The organism is Pseudomonas sp. (assembly GCF_035277045.1).
Lineage (GTDB): Bacteria > Pseudomonadota > Gammaproteobacteria > Pseudomonadales > Pseudomonadaceae > Aquipseudomonas.
In genome coordinates this window covers 26,441-45,588 of record NZ_DATELE010000219.1, presented here as the reverse complement: position 1 = coordinate 45,588, position 19,148 = coordinate 26,441, and the positions used below count along the sequence as shown (strand labels likewise).

General features: G+C 64.8%; 18 protein-coding genes. 12 read left to right on the top strand and 6 right to left on the bottom strand.

Annotation, left to right across the window (positions count from 1 at the left end; genetic code table 11):
• Nucleotides 1-107: 107 nt before the first annotated feature.
• Both VJS90_RS12620 and VJS90_RS12615 read left to right on the top strand, forming a co-directional pair.
• Nucleotides 108-272, top strand: a complete 165-nt coding sequence (locus VJS90_RS12620; protein WP_324121987.1) for a hypothetical protein — start codon at nt 108-110, stop codon at nt 270-272.
• 49 nt (nt 273-321) lie between these two features.
• On the top strand, nt 322-2,478 hold the full coding sequence (locus tag VJS90_RS12615) for a mechanosensitive ion channel family protein (RefSeq protein ID WP_324121986.1): 2,157 nt from the start codon (nt 322-324) through the stop codon (nt 2,476-2,478).
• Nucleotides 2,479-2,759: 281 nt separating this feature from the next.
• Here VJS90_RS12615 and VJS90_RS12610 read toward each other — a convergent pair whose 3' ends face one another.
• Nucleotides 2,760-3,473 carry a UTRA domain-containing protein gene (locus VJS90_RS12610; protein ID WP_324121985.1) on the bottom strand — a complete coding sequence of 238 codons (714 nt, stop codon included), beginning with the start codon at nt 3,471-3,473 and terminating at the stop codon, nt 2,760-2,762.
• 316 nt (nt 3,474-3,789) lie between these two features.
• Here VJS90_RS12610 and VJS90_RS12605 point away from each other — a divergent pair, with 316 nt between their 5' ends.
• From VJS90_RS12605 to VJS90_RS12580, 6 genes are all read left to right on the top strand, one after another.
• Nucleotides 3,790-4,854: an ABC transporter substrate-binding protein gene (locus tag VJS90_RS12605; protein WP_324121984.1), complete on the top strand. Its 1,065-nt coding sequence runs from the start codon at nt 3,790-3,792 to the stop codon at nt 4,852-4,854.
• Nucleotides 4,855-5,178: 324 nt separating this feature from the next.
• Nucleotides 5,179-5,985: an alkaline phosphatase family protein gene (locus VJS90_RS12600; RefSeq protein ID WP_324121983.1), complete on the top strand. Its 807-nt coding sequence runs from the start codon at nt 5,179-5,181 to the stop codon at nt 5,983-5,985.
• Complete coding sequence (locus VJS90_RS12595) at nt 5,982-6,821, top strand: ABC transporter permease (RefSeq protein ID WP_414704936.1); 840 nt, start codon at nt 5,982-5,984, stop codon at nt 6,819-6,821. The genes VJS90_RS12600 and VJS90_RS12595 overlap by 4 nt, the downstream gene beginning before the upstream one ends.
• Nucleotides 6,811-7,605, top strand: coding sequence for an ABC transporter permease (locus VJS90_RS12590; protein WP_324121982.1), 795 nt, complete (start codon nt 6,811-6,813; stop codon nt 7,603-7,605). Before VJS90_RS12595 ends, VJS90_RS12590 begins: the two co-directional genes overlap by 11 nt.
• Nucleotide 7,606: 1 nt before the next feature.
• Nucleotides 7,607-8,596 (top strand): ABC transporter ATP-binding protein, encoded by a 990-nt coding sequence (locus VJS90_RS12585; RefSeq protein WP_324121981.1) that lies wholly within the window; start codon nt 7,607-7,609, stop codon nt 8,594-8,596.
• A gap of 24 nt (nt 8,597-8,620) precedes the next feature.
• Nucleotides 8,621-9,274, top strand: a complete 654-nt coding sequence (locus tag VJS90_RS12580; protein WP_324121980.1) for an HAD family hydrolase — start codon at nt 8,621-8,623, stop codon at nt 9,272-9,274.
• Between the two features lie 224 nt (nt 9,275-9,498).
• Here the strand turns inward: VJS90_RS12580 and VJS90_RS12575 are convergent, their stop codons facing one another.
• Nucleotides 9,499-10,461: an NAD(P)H-quinone oxidoreductase gene (locus VJS90_RS12575; RefSeq protein WP_324121979.1), complete on the bottom strand. Its 963-nt coding sequence runs from the start codon at nt 10,459-10,461 to the stop codon at nt 9,499-9,501.
• A gap of 141 nt (nt 10,462-10,602) precedes the next feature.
• On the opposite strand from VJS90_RS12575, the gene VJS90_RS12570 reads away from it, so the two are divergent.
• Entirely contained in the window at nt 10,603-12,684 is a 2,082-nt protein-coding gene (locus VJS90_RS12570) for a carboxy terminal-processing peptidase (protein ID WP_324121978.1), read from the top strand.
• A 114-nt stretch (nt 12,685-12,798) separates the two neighbouring features.
• On the top strand, nt 12,799-14,577 hold the full coding sequence (locus VJS90_RS12565) for a bifunctional diguanylate cyclase/phosphodiesterase (RefSeq protein WP_324121977.1): 1,779 nt from the start codon (nt 12,799-12,801) through the stop codon (nt 14,575-14,577).
• Here the strand turns inward: VJS90_RS12565 and VJS90_RS12560 are convergent.
• The 4 genes from VJS90_RS12560 to VJS90_RS12545 all read right to left on the bottom strand — a co-directional run bounded on the left by VJS90_RS12560 (nt 14,559) and on the right by VJS90_RS12545 (nt 16,871).
• Nucleotides 14,559-14,927, bottom strand: a complete 369-nt coding sequence (locus VJS90_RS12560) for a hypothetical protein (RefSeq protein ID WP_324121976.1) — start codon at nt 14,925-14,927, stop codon at nt 14,559-14,561. The two genes, VJS90_RS12565 and VJS90_RS12560, sit on opposite strands and share 19 nt — an antisense overlap.
• Nucleotides 14,924-15,268 (bottom strand): helix-turn-helix transcriptional regulator, encoded by a 345-nt coding sequence (locus tag VJS90_RS12555; RefSeq protein ID WP_324121975.1) that lies wholly within the window; start codon nt 15,266-15,268, stop codon nt 14,924-14,926. The genes VJS90_RS12560 and VJS90_RS12555 overlap by 4 nt, the downstream gene beginning before the upstream one ends.
• Before the next feature lie 99 nt (nt 15,269-15,367).
• Nucleotides 15,368-15,808, bottom strand: coding sequence for a YkvA family protein (locus tag VJS90_RS12550; protein ID WP_324121974.1), 441 nt, complete (start codon nt 15,806-15,808; stop codon nt 15,368-15,370).
• A gap of 298 nt (nt 15,809-16,106) precedes the next feature.
• Nucleotides 16,107-16,871 carry an FKBP-type peptidyl-prolyl cis-trans isomerase gene (locus tag VJS90_RS12545; protein WP_324121973.1) on the bottom strand — a complete coding sequence of 255 codons (765 nt, stop codon included), beginning with the start codon at nt 16,869-16,871 and terminating at the stop codon, nt 16,107-16,109.
• 268 nt (nt 16,872-17,139) lie between these two features.
• Between VJS90_RS12545 and VJS90_RS12540 the strand changes: the two genes are divergently transcribed.
• Nucleotides 17,140-17,877, top strand: coding sequence for an AraC family transcriptional regulator (locus VJS90_RS12540; RefSeq protein WP_324121972.1), 738 nt, complete (start codon nt 17,140-17,142; stop codon nt 17,875-17,877).
• Nucleotides 17,878-18,070: 193 nt separating this feature from the next.
• The gene (locus VJS90_RS12535; RefSeq protein WP_324121971.1) at nt 18,071-19,144 is read left to right on the top strand and encodes an SDR family oxidoreductase; all 1,074 of its coding nucleotides are present in this window, start codon (nt 18,071-18,073) and stop codon (nt 19,142-19,144) included.
• The last annotated feature ends 4 nt before the right edge of the window (nt 19,145-19,148 follow it).

Genomic DNA, 19,148 nt, shown 5'->3' with positions numbered 1-19,148 from the left:
GAACGCCCCTCCCTCGCCTGCGCACCCACTGATCCCGATCAAGCCACACCTCTGGAATCAGGCCTATCCTTGTAGTAGAGCGTCTCCCCCGCACAAGGACCTTGCCCATGACCGCCTTCCATTCCATGTTTATCCCGGTCATCGCCGGCCTGGCGTTGCTGACCGTGGGTTTCAGTTTTCGCGAGCGCAACATAGGCGTGCTGATGATGTGGATCGGCACCATGGGCATGCTCGGGCTGATGTGCTGGAAGATCCTCGAGAAACTGGCCTGAAAAATCCTCTACACTCGGGCATTCGTTTGACCCTGAGGTAGATTTTCCGGTGCCTGCTCTCCTGCGTAGCCTGACCCTGCTGTTGCTGTTCCTGTTCATCGCCCCTGTCCAGGCCGCCGGCCTGCCCGGCCTGCTCGGTTCGAGCGCGCCCGCCCAGGCCGAATCCACCGAGCCGCTGGGCAAGTCCCTCGACGAGGTGATCAAGACCCTGGAGAACGACCAGCAACGTACCAAGCTGCTGGGCGATCTGAAAAAGCTGCGCGACAGCACCCGCCAGGCCCAGCCGGCCCAGGACCAGGGCGTGCTGGGCCTGATCGGCGGGACCCTGCACGATTTCGAAAAACAGTTCAGCGGCGATGCCAGCCCGTTCCGGCGCTGGGCGCTGGAGATGGAACAGGCGCATGCCGAGCTTTCCGACCTGGTGGTGCCGGTGCACCAGTGGCCGGCGATCCTGTTCGGATTCGCCGCGATCATCGCTGTCTGGAGCCTGCTGGCCTACGCCTTCAACTGGATCGGCCACCGGGTGCGCGTGCGCTTCGGCCTGACCGAGGAGCTGCCGCAGCACCCGCGCACCTGGGACCTGGTGCGCTTTGCCCTGCGCAAGCTGGGGCCCTGGCTGGTGGCGCTGGTGTTCACCGTGTACCTGAGCTTTGCCCTGCCCTCTTCGCTGGGCAAATCGATGGCGATGGTGCTGGCGTACGCGCTGGTGGTCGGCACCTGCTTCTCGGCGATCTGCGTGATCGCCTTCTCGCTGCTCGACGGCCCGCACCGCCACCGTGCCCTGTACATCCTGCGCCACCAGGCGTTTCGCCCGCTGTGGTTCATCGGCAGCTTCGCGGCCTTTGGCGAGGCGATGAACGACCCGCGCCTCACCACGGCCCTGGGCACGCACTTGGCCCATGGCCTGGCGACCCTGGCCAACGTGCTGGCGGCGTTGTCCACGGCGCTGTTCATCCTCCGTTTCCGCCGACCGATCGGTCATCTGATCCGCAACCAGCCGCTGGCGCGGCGGCTCAATCGGCGAGCCCTGAACGACACGCTGTCGATCCTGGGCAGCTTCTGGTATCTGCCGGCGATGGTGCTGGTGGGGATCTCGCTGTTCGCCACCTTTGTTTCGGCCGGCGACACCAGCACGGCGTTGCGCCAGTCGCTGATGTGCACGGTGCTGGTGGTGATCTGCATGGTGCTCAACGGGCTGGTCCGCCGGCATGCGCTCAAGCCGCGCAGCAACCGCCGCCACGTGGTGTATGCCGAGCGCCTGCGCAACTTTGGCTACACCCTGGTGCACCTGTTCATCTGGCTGCTGTTCATCGAGCTGGGGCTGCGGGTGTGGGGGCTGTCGCTGATCAGTTTCGCCGAAGGCGAAGGGCATGACGTAAGCCTGCGCCTGCTGGGCCTGATGGGCACGCTGATTGCTGCCTGGCTGGTGTGGATCCTGGCCGACACCGCGGTGCACCATGCGCTGGTGGGCTCGCGCCGAGGCCTTGCCAATGCCCGCGCGCAGACCATGATGCCGCTGATCCGCAACGTCATGTTCGTGGCCATCTTCATCATCGCGGTGATCGTCGCGCTGGCCAACATGGGCATGAACGTCACGCCGCTGCTGGCCGGTGCCGGTGTCATCGGCCTGGCGATCGGTTTCGGTGCCCAGTCGCTGGTGGCCGACCTGATCACCGGCCTGTTCATCATCATCGAGGACTCGCTGGCGATCGACGACTACGTCGATGTCGGCGGCCACCTGGGCACGGTCGAGGGGCTGACCATCCGCACCGTGCGCCTGCGTGATATCGACGGCATCGTGCATACCATTCCGTTCAGCGAGATCAAGAGCATCAAGAACTACTCGCGCGAGTTCGGCTACGCGATCTTCCGTATCGCCATCCCCCACAGCATGAACATCGACCAGGCGATCGGCCTGATCCGCGATGTCGGCCAGAAGCTGCGCAACGACCCGCTGATGCGCCGCAATATCTGGTCGCCGCTGGAGTTGCAAGGGGTGGAGAGTTTCGAGTCCGGTTCGGCGATTCTGCGCGCCCGCTTCAAGACCGCGCCGATCAAGCAGTGGGAAGTGTCACGCGCGTTCAACCTGGCGTTGAAGCGCCAGCTGGACGAGGCCGGGCTGGATCTCGCGACGCCGCGGTTGTCGGTGCAGGTGATCACGGCGGGGGGAGAGACGGTGCCGGTCAAGGGTGGCGTGGAGGGCTGACCGCTAGCAGGCCGGAGATCCCCGGGCCGGGTCCGGCGGGCCTTGGAGCAATTGTCTTGGTCCCCTGCCGACATCGCACAACGCGGTAGTGATGCGCCCCGGCGAGGGCTTCGCCCTCGATCGCGGCACAAGGCTCCCACAAGGGACTGCTTCGCAGTCCCGGGCGCAGCAATGCCCGGCGCAGCCAGGGCATTTGTGGGAGCAACTGTCTTCCACCCAAGGCGATCTCAGCCCCCGGCCCGGCAACCCCGCGCCCCGGTCCCGGGGTCAGGAAACCAGCCTCATCGGGCAATTGCCCGGATACAAATGGCATCATGCCGCCAATATTCCAGATCACAATCAATCACTCGCCCTTGCCGGTCGCTGTTGATCCGGGTGATATTCAGCCCCGGACTCCCCACCGACACTTTCAAGGCTCCCGCCGCCGCACCAGGCAATGCCGTGGGCAGCACCTCGAAACACACCTGCCCATACTCAATCCCGTAATACCGGGCATAGGTCTGCGTCAACGAGCCTCCCAGTTCCAACTCAAGAATCCCCGGAAAATAACCAGGATTCAGATACCGCTCCACATACAGCACCGCCCGCCCGTCAATCCGCCGCAGCCGACACACCTGGATCACACTCGACAACCCCGCCAACCCGAGCCGCGCGCAGATTGCCGCACTGGCCGGCACCAACCGCGCCGACAGCAACTCGGTTGCAGGCTCGCGTCCCTGCCGTCGCACCATCACCTCGAAATGACTCCGCTCACCCAGGTCGTAGATCAACCGCCGTCCGGCAACAAACCAGCCCCGCCGCTCCTCCCGATAGACAAGCCCCTGCGCCTCCAGCTGCACCAACGCTTCTCGCAAAGTGATCCGCGTCGTCGCGAACACCTCGCTCAGCACCCGCTCGGCCGGCAACTTCCCGCCAGGCGCCAGCAACCCGTGCTCGATCTGCTCCTGCAGGGCCTGGCAAATGGCTGTTACCGCACGCGCTGGCAATGACCGCATCAGGGCTACCCACCTGGACTAGTCCAGCACCCCGGCGGGGCACTTCCCCAAGGCTTGGAGAATAGTGCAAGCCTAGGCAGCCCCAATGACCATCCGATGACACGCGGGCACCCCAGCCCCTGCAACATCCGGTCAACCCCTTGCGTATCAGCCAGTTGAAGATGGTCTACGCTGTAAACCCAGGGTCTGCCTCTGGCGCGGGCTACATCAAACTGTCACGCACCCGCCCTAATTTGGCTCAGGTATTGCTGACCTAGACCACCCCACACAAGGTCTGCCCTCACAACGATTGCAAGGCACCCCAAAGGAGCTTCGGATGAAAAAGTTCTTCATGGCGTCACTGCTCGGCTCGGCCATTGCCCTGAGCACCTCGGTCATGGCCGCCGGCCCCGACCTCAAGGCCCTGGAAGACGCCGCCCGCAAGGAAGGCGTGGTCAACAGCGTGGGCATGCCCGATGCCTGGGCCAACTGGAAAGGCACCTGGGCGGACCTGGCCAGCAAATACGGCCTCAAGCACAGCGACACCGACATGAGCTCGGCGCAAGAAGTCGCCAAGTTCGACGCCGAGAAGGACAACGCCAGCGCCGACATCGGTGACGTCGGCGCCGCCTTCGGCCCCATCGCGGTGGCCAAGGGCGTGACCCAGCCCTACAAGCCAAGCACCTGGGACCAGGTCCCGGCGTGGGCGAAAGACCAGGACGGCCACTGGGCGCTGGCCTATACCGGCACCATTGCCTTCATCATCAACAAGCAGCTGGTCAAGGAAGGCGAACGCCCGAAAACCTGGCACGACCTGGAAAAAGGCAAGTACAAGGTCGCCATCGGTGACGTCGGCACCGCCGCCCAGGCCGCCAACGGCGTGCTCGCCGCCGCGATCGCCTACAAGGGCGACGAGAAGAACATCGAACCCGGCCTGCAGCTGTTCACCAAGCTGGCCCAGCAAAAGCGCCTGTCGCTGGCCAACCCGACCATCCAGACCCTCGAAAAGGGCGAGGTGGAAGTCGGCGTGGTGTGGGACTTCAACGGTCTGAGCTATCGTGAACAGATCGACCCAAGCCGCTTCGAGGTGCTGATCCCGTCCGATGGTTCGGTGATTTCTGGTTACACCACCATCATCAACAAGTACGCCAAGCACCCCAATGCGGCCAAGCTGGCCCGCGAGTACATCTTCAGCGACGCTGGCCAGACCAACCTCGCCATCGGCCACGCCCGCCCCATCCGCGCCGAGCACCTCAAGCTCCCAGCGGACGTCCAGGCCAAGCTGCTGCCGAACGAACAATACGGCGCCGCCCAGCCGATCAAGGACGCCGCCGCCTGGGAAGCAACCTCCAAGACCCTGCCTCAGAAGTGGCAAGAGCAGGTGATCATCGAGATGGAGTAACCCGAGCGCTGTAGCTCTTGATCTTGATCTTGCTCTTGATCTACCGCCCCTTTCAGCAGGCCGAGTGGAGGTGTCGAGGAGGGGCGTGGGCGCAGCCCACCTTCGGCGAAGCCGAAGGCGCGAGCAGGGCCGCGCAGCCCCGTATCGACACCGGAGCGAGGGGACCCGAAGCGCAGCGTAGGGCCCATGAAGGGGCAAGATTTTTTGGTTACTTTTTCATCGAATGGAAAAAGTGACTCGCCGTAAGGGCGAAACCATACCCAGCGCCCCTAAATCAAATGGATATTCACCCAAACCCCGAGCCACCCAACCAGGCCCACCCCCATGAAGCACAACGTAATCCTGGTCCTCCTGGACGGCCTCAACCACCAGGTAGCCCACCACGCCATGGGCCACCTCCACGCCTACGTCGAAGCCGACCGCGCCGCGCTCTACCGCCTGGAATGCGAACTCCCCTCGCTGTCGCGCCCCCTGTACGAATGCATCCTCACCGGCGTTCCCCCCATCGACAGCGGCATCGTCCACAACAACATCAACCGCCTCTCCAACCAGCGCAGCATCTTCCACTACGCCCGCGAAGCCGGCCTGAGCACCGCCGCGGCCGCCTACCACTGGATCAGCGAACTCTACAACCGCTCCCCCTTCGACCCCCTGCGCGACCGCCACACCCACGCCCCAAAGCTGCCCATCCAGCACGGCCTGTTCTACTACGCCGACCACTACCCCGACTCGCACCTGCTGGCCGACGCCGAATACCTGCGCCGGCGCCACGCGCCAAACTTCCTGCTCGTGCATCCGATGAACATCGACGACGCCGGCCACCGCCATGGCCTGGACAGCAGCCAGTACCGCAACAGCGCCCGCACCGCCGACATCCTGCTGGCCGACTACCTGCCCCGCTGGATCGAAGAGGGTTACCAGGTGCTGGTGACCGCCGACCACGGCATGAACAACGACCGCTCGCACAACGGCCTGCTGGCCGAGGAGCGCGAGGTGCCGCTGTTCGTCTTCGGCGAGGCCTTCAGCCTGGACCCCAACGTCAAGCCGCTGCAGACCGAGCTGTGCGGCACCATCTGCGAGCTGCTCGGGGCCGCCCATGACAAGCCCGTGTGCCGGGAGCTGCTGACGTGAACTCGATCAAACGCGGTCGCTTGCTCGCCCTGCTGTGCCTGTTGCCATTTTGCGTCTTCTTCATCATCTTCCAGATCGCCCCGCTGGCCTGGGTGGCGATCCACAGCGTGCAAAGCGAAGCCGGCTGGGGCCTCGACAACTTCATCAAGGTCTTCACCTCACGCTTTCACCGCCAGGCCATCCAGCACAGCCTGGAGATCAGCTTCTGGTCGAGCCTGATCGGCATCCTGGTGGCGGTGCTGGGCGCCTACTCGCTGCGCCAGGTGGATTCGCGTCTGCGCGACTTCGTCAGTGCCTTCGCCAACATGACCAGCAACTTCAGCGGCGTGCCGCTGGCATTCGCCTTCATCATCCTGCTCGGTTTCAACGGCGCGCTGACCCTGCTGCTCAAGCAGGCCGGGGTGATCGAGGATTTCAACCTGTATTCCAAGACCGGACTGATCCTGGTGTACACCTACTTCCAGATCCCGCTGGGCGTGCTGCTGCTCTACCCCGCCTTCGACGCGCTGCGCGAAGACTGGCGCGAGTCTTCGGCGCTGCTGGGCGCCAGCGCCTGGCAATACTGGCGCCACATCGGCCTGCCGGTGCTGACTCCGGCGCTGCTGGGCACCTTCGTCATCCTGCTGGCCAACGCCCTGGGCGCCTATGCCACGGTGTACGCCCTGACCACCGGCAACTTCAACGTGCTGACGATCCGCATCGCCGCGCTGGTGGCCGGCGACATCACCCTCGACCCGAACCTGGCCAGCGCCCTGGCAATGCTGCTGGTGGGGCTGATGACGCTGGTGACGATGGTCCATCAATGGCTACTGCGAAGGAGCTACCATGCGCGCTGAACCCGGCTCCGGCGGCCTCTACCATCGCGTGGTGGTATATGGGCTGTTTCTGATCCTGCTGCTGCCCCTGGCAGGCACCCTGCTCTACTCGGTATCGACCAGCTGGTCGGCGAGCCTGCTGCCCAGCGGGCTGACCCTGAAATGGTACGTGGCGGTGTGGACCGACGCGCGCTTCCTGGCGGCCTTTGGCCAGTCGCTGCTGGTGTGCGTGGGCGCGCTGGTGCTGTCGGTGCTGCTGATATTGCCGCTGCTGTTCGTGGTGCATTACCACTTTCCACGGCTGGACGCGCTGATGAACATCCTGATCCTGCTGCCGTTCGCCGTGCCGCCAGTGGTGTCGTCGGTGGGCCTGTTGCAGCTGTACGGCAGCGGGCCGATGGCCATGGTCGGCACGCCGTGGATCCTGATCGGCTGCTACTTCACCATCGCCCTGCCCTTCATGTACCGGGCGATCACCAACAACCTGCAGGCGATCAACCTGCGCGACCTGATGGACGCGGCCCAGCTGCTTGGCGCCAGCACCTGGCAGGCGGCGTTCCTGGTGGTGCTGCCCAACCTGCGCAAGGGCCTGCTGGTGGCGCTGCTGCTGTCGTTCTCGTTCCTGTTCGGCGAATTCGTGTTCGCCAACCTGCTGGTCGGCACCCGCTACGAGACGCTGCAGGTGTACCTGAACAACATGCGCAACAGCAGCGGCCACTTCAACAGCGCCCTGGTGATCTCGTACTTCTTTTTCGTGCTGGTGCTGACCTGGGTCGCCAATCGCCTGAACAAGGACAAATCCTGATATGAGCTTTGTCAGCGTGCAGAAGCTGCAGAAAAGCTACGCCGGCAGCCCGGTGTTCAATGACATCGATTGCCAGATCGAACGTGGCGAGTTCGTCACCCTGCTCGGGCCGTCTGGCTGCGGCAAGTCGACCCTGCTGCGCTGCATCGCCGGCCTCACCCCGGTCGACAGCGGCAGCATTCTCCTCGACGGGCAGGACCTGGTTCCGCTGAGCCCGCAGAAACGCGGGATCGGCATGGTGTTCCAGAGCTACGCGCTGTTTCCCAACATGACCGTGGAGCAGAACGTCGCCTTCGGCCTGCGCATGCAGAAGGTCAAGGCCGAGCAGAGCCAGGCGCGGGTGCGCGAGGTGCTGCAGCTGGTCGAGCTCACCGAGTTCGCCGCGCGCTACCCGCACCAGCTCTCGGGCGGCCAGTGCCAGCGCGTGGCCCTGGCCCGCTCGCTAGTGACCCGCCCGCGCCTGTTGCTGCTCGACGAGCCGCTGTCGGCCCTGGACGCACGCATCCGCAAGCACCTGCGCGAGCAGATCCGCGAGATCCAGCGCGAGCTGGGGCTGACCACCATCTTTGTCACCCACGACCAGGAAGAGGCGCTGACGATGTCGGACCGCATCTTCCTGATGAACCAGGGGCGCATCGTCCAGAGCGGCGATGCCGAGACGCTCTACACCGCGCCCGTGGACCTGTTTGCCGCAGGCTTCATCGGCAACTACAACCTGCTCGACGCCGACAGCGCCAGCCGCCTGCTGCAGCGCCCGGTGACCAGCCGCCTGGCGATCCGTCCGGAATCGATCACACTGGGGCTGGACGGCGAACTCGACGGCCAGGTGCGCAGTCACAGCCTGCTGGGTAACGTGATCCGCTACCGGGTCGAGGCCCATGGGGTCGAACTGGTGGTCGATGTGCTCAACCGGTCATCGGCCGACCTCCACCCGGACGGGCAGCGGGTATCCTTGAGCATCGACCCTACCGCATTACGTGAAGTGGCCTGACGGGCCCACGGGAGAACTACAGCAATGGCCTTGGCGATTTTCGATCTGGACGAAACCCTGATCCACGGTGACTGCGCGTCGCTGTGGAGTGAGCAGATGGCCCGGCTGGGCTGGGTCGATGGCGAGTCATTCCTGCGCCGCGACCGCGAGATGATGGATGCCTATGGCAAGGGCCACCTGGCCATGGAGGACTACATGGCCTTCAGCCTGGAGCCGATTGCCGGGCGCACGCTCGAGGAGATCGAGCACCTTGTCGAGCCATGGGTCGAGGACGTGATCGAGCCGATCATCTTCGGCGATGCGTGCCGGTGCATTGCCGAGCACCGCAAGCGCGGCGACCGCGTGCTGATCATCTCGGCGTCGGGCACGCACCTTGTGGGACCGATCGCGGCGCGGCTGGGGGTGGAGGAGTATCTGGCGATCGAGCTGGAGGCGGTGAACGGCGTGTACACGGGGCAGACCCATGGAGTTCTGACGTACCGCGAAGGCAAGGTGGACCGGTTGCTGGAGTGGCTGGATCAGGAACAGGAGAATCTGGAAGGTGCCAGCTTTTATTCGGATTCCCGCAATGATCTGCCGTTGCTGGTGAAGGTGGATCACGCGAAGGTGGTGAATCCGGATCCGGTATTGCGCGAGCATGCCGAGAAGAATGGGTGGCCGATTCTGGATTGGTCCTGAACGTCACAGTGGCCGGTTTTGGGGGCGCTGCGCGCCCCTAGGCAAACCCAGCCCCCGGTCCGGCAGCGCCGGACCCTGTGGGAGCGTACCTTGTGCCGGAACGCCGGACCGCGCGAAATGAGGGCGGAGCCCTCACCGGGGCGCAGGATCAGAAGATTGTGCGATGCAGGCAGGGGACGCAGGCAGTTCCTCCACAAGCGGCCACTGCGCAACCCGGATGGGCGTTACACCAAGCTGTCGTCAATCACCAGAACCAGCTTCCCGGACACCTGGTTCCCCGCCAGCTCTTCATAGGCCTTCTCAGCCTCGGCCACCGGATACGTGCCAACCAGTTGCGGCTTCAACCGTCCTTGCTCGAACAGCGGCCACACCTCACGCCCCAGCTCGCTCAGCAACTCTGCTTTGAACCCGTCATCGCGGTTACGCAAGGTCGACCCTGTTACCTGCAAGCGCTTGCCGAGCATCAACGACAGGTCCAGCTCGGCGGTGCGCCCGCCCATCAGGCCAATGATCACCCAGCGGCCATCACGGGCCAGCAGCTTGAGGTTCAGCGGGCCATAGCTGGCACCCACCGGATCAAGGATCACATCGAACGGCCCAAAGCCTTCGAGCGCCTCGAGGTTCTCGCTGCGCACCACGCCGCCCGCGGCACCGAGGCTTTCGCAGTAGGCCAGCCGCTCGGGCGAGCCGACACTGACCCAGATCGGGTTGCCGAAGGCCTTGCACAGCTGGATCGCCGCCGACCCCACGCCGCTGGCCCCCGCGTGCACCAGCACCTTCTCGCCCGCCTTGAGGCCGCCCAGCTGGAAGATGTTCAGCCACGCCGTGGCATAGACCTCGGGGATCGCCGCGGCCTCATGCAGGCTCAGGCCCTCGGGTACCGGCAGCACATGCCGCGCATCGACCACCGCTTCCTCGGCCATGCCGCCGCCCGCGAGCAGCGCGCACACCCGGTCCCCCACGCGCCAGTCGGCACCCGGGCCGACTTCGCTGATGACGCCCGCGCACTCGAGCCCCATGTACGGGCTGGCGCCAGGCGGCGGCGGGTACAGACCCGCGCGCTGCAACAGGTCGGCCCGGTTCAGGCCGGCGGCGGCCACGCGAATGCGCACCTGCCCCGCGTCACAGGTCGGGCGCTCGGCTTCGACCCACGCCACATGTCCGTCCACGCCTTGCAATGCCTTCACAGTGCCTCCATAGTTGAGTCATGACTGAGCCTGGGGAACGCTTGCCCCAGGCTTTTTGCAGTATGCGTCCGGCTCCATGGAACCGGCGAATGGATAAGACGGCCTACTATGCGTGAACAATTGCCCCTACGTCGAATCAGCATGAAGAAATTCCTGCCCGGCACCGCCCTCGCCCTGATGCTAGGCCTCGGCAGCCTGTCGCTTAGCGGCTACGCATCGGCCGCCAACAAGTGGGACGGCCTTCAGCCCGACCGCGATGAAATCGTCGCCAGCCTCAACGTGGTCGAGCTGCTCAAGCGCCACCACTACAGCAAGCCGCCCCTGGACGACGCACGCTCGGTCATCATCTATGACAGCTACCTCAAGCTGCTCGACCCCTCGCGCAGCTACTTCACCGCCAGCGACATCGCTGAATTCGACAAGTGGAAGACGCAGTTCGACGACTTCCTCAAAAGCGGCAACCTGGACCCCGGCTTCACCATCTACAAACGCTATCTGAACCGCGTCAAGTCGCGCCTGGACTTCGCCTTGGCGGAGCTGAACAAGGGCGTCGACAAGATCGACTTCGGCGTGCGCGAAGAGCTGCTGGTCGACCGCGAGAAAGCCCCGTGGATGAAAAACCAGGCCGAGCTCGACGACCTGTGGCGCAAGCGCGTCAAGGACGAAGTACTGCGCCAGAAGATCGCCGGCAAGGATCCCAAGCAGATCCAGGAAACCCTGACCAAGCGCTACAAGAACCAGCTGGCGCGCCTTGACCAGACCCGGGCCGAGGACATCTTCCAGGCCTACATCAACACCTTCGCCCAGTCCTACGACCCGCACACCAACTACCTGTCGCCGGACAACGCCGAGAACTTCGACATCAACATGAGCCTGTCGCTCGAAGGCATCGGCGCGGTGCTGCAAAGCGACAACGACCAGGTCAAGATCGTGCGCCTGGTGCCGGCAGGCCCTGCCGCCAAGACCAAGCAGGTGGCCCCGGCCGACAAGATCATCGGCGTGGCCCAGGGTGACAAGGAAATGGTCGACGTGGTCGGCTGGCGTCTCGATGAAGTGGTCAAGCTGATCCGCGGCCCGAAAGGCTCGGTGGTGCGCCTGGAGGTCATCCCGGCCAACAACGCGCCGAACGACCAGACCAGCAAGATCGTGCCGATCACCCGCGAGGCCGTGAAGCTTGAAGAGCAGGCCGCGAAAAAATCGGTGCTCAACCTCAAGCAGGATGGCCGCGACTACAAGCTCGGCATCATCGAGATCCCGGCCTTCTACCTGGACTTCAAGGCGTTCCGCGCCGGGGATCCTGAGTACAAGAGCACCACGCGCGACGTGAAGAAGCTGCTCACCGAACTGCAGAAGGAAAAGGTCGACGGCGTGGTCATCGACCTGCGCAACAACGGCGGCGGTTCCCTGCAGGAAGCCACCGAGCTGACCAGCCTGTTCATCGACAAGGGCCCGACGGTCCTGGTGCGCAACAGCGACGGCCGTGTCGACGTGCTCGAGGACGAGAACACCGGCGCCTTCTACAAAGGCCCGATGGCGCTGCTGGTCAACCGCCTCTCGGCCTCGGCGTCGGAGATCTTCGCCGGTGCCATGCAGGACTACCACCGCGCGCTGATCATCGGTGGCCAGACCTTCGGCAAGGGCACCGTGCAGACCATCCAGCCGCTCAACCATGGCGAGCTGAAGCTGACCCTGGCCAAGTTCTACCGGGTTTCCGGGCAGAGCACCCAGCACCAGGGCGTGCTGCCGGACATCAACTACCCGTCGATCATCGACACCAAGGAAATCGGCGAGAGCGCCCTCCCCGAGGCCATGCCGTGGGACACCATCCGTCCTGCGATCAAGCCGACGGCCGATTCGTTCAAGCCTTTCCTGGCGCAGCTCAAGGCGCGTCACGAAGCGCGCAGCGACAAGGATCCGGAGTTCGTGTACATCCGCGACCGCCTGGCCCTGACCCAGAAGCTGATGAACGAGAAGACCGTCAGCCTCAACGAGGCCGAGCGCCGCGCCCGTCACGACGAGATCGAAGGCAAGCAGCTGGCGCTGGAAAACATCCGCCGCAAGGCCAAGGGCGAGGAGCCGCTCAAGGAGCTGAAGAAGGAAGACGAGGACGCGCTGGCGGTGGAAGATGAAGACACCAAGCCGGAAGATGACGCGTACCTGTCGGAGACCGGCCGCATCCTGCTGGACTACCTGAGCCTGAATTCGGCGGTGGCGAAGCACTGATGGCAAAATAGTGCACAGCTGAGCCATTGCGTCATCAAATGGTCACGCAACTGTCGTGAAATACGGGGCTGGACACTCAGGTGTCCGGCCCTTTTTTTCAAGGAAACGCAGTCCATGACCGTCACCGAACAGCTCAGCGCATTGAGCGCCATCCTGGCTCAACGCGGCGTGCACAGCCTGTTCCAGCCCATCGTCTGCCTTTCCGAACGCCGTATCCTGGGCTACGAGGCCCTTAGCCGCGGTCCGTCCAACAGCCCGCTGCACTCGCCGCTGAACCTGTTCGCCATCGCCCGCCAGGCCGGCCGCCTGACCGAACTCGAGGTGGCGTGCCGCGAGAGCGCCTGCCGGCGGTTCAGCGAACAGGGCCTGGAAGGCAAGCTGTTTCTCAACGTCTCCCCCGAATCACTGCTCGAACCCCAGTACGAATCCGGCCGCACCCTCAAGCTGTTGCAGGCGCTCGGCCTGCCGCCCAGCCGGGTGGTGATCGAGCTCACCGAACAGTCGCCCACCGAAGACCTGCACCTGCTCTCCAATGCGCTGCACCACTACCGCGACATGGGCTTTTCGATCGCCCTGGACGACCTCGGCGCAGGCTACTCCAGCCTGCGCCTGTGGTCGGAGCTGCGCCCGGACTACGTGAAGATAGACCGGCACTTCATCGATGGCATTCACCTGGACCCCCTCAAGCGCGAGTTCGTCGGCTCCATCCTGCAGATCGCCCGCGCATCGCGCGCCCAGGTGATCGCCGAGGGCATCGAACTGGCCGAGGAGCTCACGGTATTGACCGAGATGGGCGTGGACCTGGTCCAGGGCTACCTGCTGGGCCGCCCGCAGGAGGTGCCCTCGCGTGAGGTCCAAGGCCTGCCGCCGCTGGCCCTGTCTGGCACGGCGGCCACCCTGGGCGAGGACAGCGGCGACCTCTCGGCCTTGCTCATCGAGCAATCCGCCGTGACCGGCGACACCACGACCCTGCAGGTGCTGGAAGCCTTTCGCCGCCAGGCCAACCTCAACTCGCTGGCGGTGCTCGATGCGCGCGGCAAGCCGTGCGGCATCGTCCATCGCCACCTGCTCTCGGACGCCTTGCTCAAGCCCTTCGCCACCGACCTGTTCGCGCGCAAGCCGATCAGCCGGCTGATGAGCAAGGACTTTCTCGCCGTCGAGCGCGGCCAGTCACTGCAGCAGGTCAGCCGCCTGCTGACCAGCCGCGCCAGGCAACGCATCGAAGAGGACTTCATCATCACCCTGCATGGCCGCTACCTGGGCCTGGGGCGGGTCATCGACGTGCTCAAGCTGATCACCGAGCAGAAGATCCAGCAGGCCCGCTATGCCAACCCGCTGACCCTGTTGCCCGGCAACGTGCCGATCCAGCAATGCCTGACCCGCCTGCTGCAACAGCGGCGTGCGGCCGCGGTATGCTATGTGGACATCGACAGCTTCAAGCCCTTCAACGACCTCTACGGCTATGCCCGCGGGGACGAAGTGCTGCTATGCCTGGCCCACTGCCTGAGCGAAAGCGTCGACCCGAGCCGCGACTTCGTGGGGCATATCGGCGGGGATGACTTCATGCTGGTGCTGGGCAGCGACGACTGGCAATCGCGTCTGCAGCGCCTGATGGATGCCTTTGCCAGGCAATGCCAGCGCTTCTACCGCAGTGAGCATCTGCAGGCGGGATGTTTCGTGGCCCATGACCGCCGGGGCCAGCGCGAGACCTTCGCGCTGCTGTCACTGTCGATTGGCGTGGTGCGGCTGCATGCCGAGCGTGATCAGGCACTCGATGCCGAGCAGCTGGCGGACCTGGCCTCCCAGGCCAAGCGCCAGGCCAAGCACATTCCAGGATCGAGCCTGCACCTGATCGATACGCGCGCGCTGACGCTTCAGGTTTCGTCGGGATAGCTGTATTCGAACACCCGCACCACTTCGGAGGCATGCCAGGAGGCGGCGGCCATGCCGTCGACCGGTCCGGAGAAACGCCCCAGGCGCTCGACGCACTCGAAGAACCCGGTGCGCGGCAGGCGGCTGGCACCCTGGCTGATGACCAGCGAGCTGCGCAGTGGCTGCTCGGCGCGGGCGTCAAGGGCGGCCAGGTGCTCGAGCGCGGCGGTGAGCGTCTGCATGGCGGGGGTGGGCAGCTGCAGGCGCTCGAGCAGTGCGCGGTAGGTCAGAAGGTGGCGTTGGCGGCGGGCCAGGTCGAGCTCGTTGAGCAGGTTTTGCCAGTGCTCACGGCTGATCCTGACCTGACTCACGAGGGATCGCTCCAGCCGCCGGTACCCAGCTCCCAGGCGAGGCAACGACGGATGGCGGCGTCCGGCTGGCGCTCGCCGGATTCGATCATCGCCAGATAGGCCGGGCTGATGCCGACACTGCGGGCCAGTTGCTCGGGCGCGAGTCCCTTGGCCTGGCGCAGGCTCGCCAGCTCGCTGAACGCCGGCAGGCCGATGGCCGCGGTGCCCGCCCCGGTGTCGCCCGTGCCGACCTCGGCAACGGCCGGTGCCTGCCCTGCCGCCTTCAGCAGCGCCTGGTACTGCTCCCACGGGACGACTGCATATTCGGGCTGACCGTCCCGGCTGATGACCTGAATACCCATCACACTCCCCTTTTGCTGGATCACGACATGTAATCCGTAGGCATAACGCTTATGCCAATTATATTACCAAGCTCGGGAGTTTGTGCCGATCAGGCAATGTCATTCGCTGCGCTGCTCCAGGTGCAGGGCTTCGGGAGTGGCTGGCAAGCGCTCCACCACGCGCAGGCGTTCGGGCGACTGGCGATCGCGCCAGGCCTTGAAACGCCCCAGCTCATCGGCGACGGTCTTGAGCACCCAGCCCAGTACCGCGATGTCGTCGAGAAAACCGACGCCCAGCAGCCAGTCGGGAATCGCATCGAGAGGGCTCACGAAGTACAGCAGCCCGGCGACGATGGTGATCAGGGCCTTGGGGCTGATCGCGCGGTATTCCCCACGCCACCAGGCCAGGCACAACGACTGCAGCAAGCGCACATCTTCACGCAGCTGACCCAGGCGCGGGCCTTTGCGCGCCACCGCGAACAGCAGTGCCGGCAGTCGTCCGCGGCTTAGCAGACGCTCGGCCAAGGGCAAGAAGCGAGCAAAATTCCAGGGAGCGCTCATGGAACCTCCACAGCAAAATGGCAGGAAGGTTATCCACATTTATTGTGGATAACCTTGTGAACAGAGCCGTAGCCACGGGCGCGCGGTGCCCGCCCAGCATGGGCCGCACCCAGATCGGGCGTTTTTTACACACTTGTTTCAGTCGCGCAAACGTTTTGCGGCAACCTGTGCGGCAACCACGCCCTCGGCAACGGTCGCCCTGTTGAGACAGTGCCCGGCCTCAGGCGTTCGCGTCAACCCCGCCCGCATGAACGACAACGCCCCGTCGGGACGGGGCGTTGCAGGTGCAGCGCAGGCCTTACTGGGCAGGCGCCTCGGCAGGCGACTGGGCCGGAGCAGCGGCGTCTGGCGCGCCGCCCTGCGGGGCGTTCATGTCTTTGATGCCCAGCAGTTCGAGGTCGAAGACCAGGACCGAGTTGGCCGGGATCAGCGGGCTCGGGCTCTGGGCGCCGTAAGCCAGCTCAGCCGGGATGTACAGCTTGTACTTCTCGCCGACGTGCATCAGTTGCAGGCCTTCGACCCAGCCCGGGATGACGCCGCTGACCGGCAGGTCGATCGGGCTGCCGCGCTCGACGGAGCTGTCGAACACCTTGCCATCGGTCAGCTTGCCTTCGTAGTGAACGGTCACCACGTCGGTGGCCTTGGGCTGCGGGCCATCGGCCTTTTTCACGACTTCATACTGAAGACCGGAGGCAGTGGTGACCACGCCAGGCTTCTTGGCGTTTTCCTCGAGGAACTTCTTGCCCGCGGTGGCGGCTTCCTCGCTCTGCTTGGTCAGACGCTCTTCGGCACGTTTTTGCAGCGCGGCGAAGGCTTCGACCAGCTCTTCGTCCTTGAGCTTCTGCTCTTTCTTGCCGACGGCGTCCTCGATGCCCAGCGCTACCGCTTTCGAATCAAGGTCGTCCATGCCTTCCTGAGCCAGGCTCTTGCCCATGTTCAGGCCGATACCGTAGGAGGCTTTCTGTGCCGGAGTCTTCAGCTCGACGCTGCTGGTCTGCGAATCGCAACCCGCCAGGACCAGGCTAACCAGGGCAACCGCAGCCGCCAAACGATGCTGTTTCATGCTATTTCCTTGTTCATGCGCCATGAGGGCAATCAGGGTAAAGCCGCGAGCTTAGCAGGCGGCCATGACCAATGGCTACCGGGATCAGAGCCGGAAAAGCCCGATTAGTTCAACTGCGCGGGCGTGACGGAAACACGCTCGTTACTGCAAACGATTATTCATTACATTTGTGTCGACCTGGCTCATGCCACGACGCTATCATCTGCGCCTGACACACGGCTGGCACGGACACGGCCAGGCGGTCTAAAACAGGCTTCAGGGATGAGCGATGAGATGGGATGGGGCAGTAACCTTCGGTGACTACTGGCTGGGCTATACCGGCAAGACCGACCAGACCAGTGCCCACGCCCACGTCGCCATACAGCTGTGCATCGGGCTGCAGCTCGATGTCACGGTGGAATTCACCGACCACGCCCTCACGGCTGCGGGGGTGCTGATCGGCCCCTCGGTCGATCACTGCTCCTTGCCCAGTCCAGGGCGCGTGGCGGTTCTCTACTTCTATCCCGATGCGCCCCTGGGCCGCGCCCTGAATGCCTTGCTCGATGAACGCGGCAAGGCATCGGTCAGCGCCGATATCGTCGATTGCGTCCGTCAGGCCAGCAGCTTTCATGAAGTGGTGGCCTCCCTTGAACGCAAACTGGTGACCGCCGACAGTTTCGACACGCGATTGTCCAATGCCCTGGACCTGCTGCGCGAGGACTGCGCAGGGGTCGGCGCGGTCTCCCGGGCAGCCAGTGCCGTGGGCCTTTCCAGCCCACGCCTGCGCTATTTCGCAACCCGCCAGATGGGCGTGCCGCTCTCGCAATGGATCATCTGGCGCAAGCTCGAGCGGGCCTGCCACGCCCTCGCCCATGCAGCGAGCCTGAGCGACGCCGCCATGGCAGGCGGTTTCGCCGACCAGGCCCACCTCACCCGCATGATGCGGCGCATGGTGGGCATGTCCCCCAGCCGTGTCGCCATGGTACTGCGCAATTCGAGCGATTCGTTCAAGAATCAGCAATTCTGAATCGCCATCATCCCCTGCCCGCGCCAACCGGGATCTCCACCTTCTGGCGCGGGCCTTGTTGCCGGCCCGCAGGCGCGTAGGCCGGCTTTTTTCCGATCCTTACCGCCCCTTGGCGCCCCGGCGGCTGCCAGGCATGCGGTCGCCCATGGCACATGCCACCTCATCAACCCCTGCGAGCAAGGAGTGCTAGCACATGTCAGGATCCAAACGGCTGACCGTTTTCCTCACCGGCGGCGCCGGCGTACTGGGCGATACCTTGATCGGCCAGTTGGCCGACCGCTATCACCTGGTCTGCCTGACCCGGCGCAGCAGCATTTGCCACCCAGGTGTCGAAACGCTTCGCGGCGACATCTGCCAGCCTCGACTGGGGCTCGCCAGCAGCGACTATCTTGCGCTGGCCCGGCGCGTCGACTGGGTGATCCACTGCGCGGCCATCACCCGCCTGGATGGCCACGCCGAAGCGGTGTTCTCGGTCAATTACCAGGGCACCGAGCAGGTGCTGGAGTTCGTCCGCGACGCGCAAGTACCGCTTTATCACATCAGCACCGCCTTCACTCACCCCTGCGACTACCACCCCGGGGTGATGCCCTCGACCCCGTACGAGGTGGTCAAGCGCCAGGCCGAACAGCTGGTGCGAGAGGCGGGCGTGCCGGTATCGATCTTCCGTCCGTCGATCATCATCGGCGACAGCCAGACCGGCCACATGCCCATCCTGCAGGGTTTCCACCTGACCATGGGCCTGATGATGTTGGGCTACCTGCCGATCATTCCCTGCCCCGAGGACGGACGCGTCGACGTCATCGCCCGGGACGTGGCCGCGGCCGGCATCGTCAGTGCCCTGGATCAGCGCCTGATCGGCAACGACTACTTCCTTTCCAACGGCCCGCAGGCCCTGGATATTCGCACCCTGCTCGACCTCATGTGCACGCAGATGCAGCAGCAGCCCGAGCCGTTCCAGCGCCCGCGCTGCATGAACCCGGACATCTACGAGCGCCTGGTGCGGCCGGTGTTCCTGCCCGCGCTTGAGGAAAACATCCGTGCCGCGCTTGGCCGCGCGACCCAGCTGTGCCGCTACGCCAGCCTCCTGCAACCGCTGCCCAGCTCGCTGGCAGAGCTGTTGCCGGCGCAGTACCTGGCCCAGCGCTCACCCCGCCAGGAGCTGGCACTCACCCTCGCCCGCCTGTCCCCCAAGCTTTCGGCCATGCAACGCATGCTCAAGGTGCCATCGCCCAGCGAACGTCGCGCCGAACTGGCCGTGGAGGCTTGAGGAC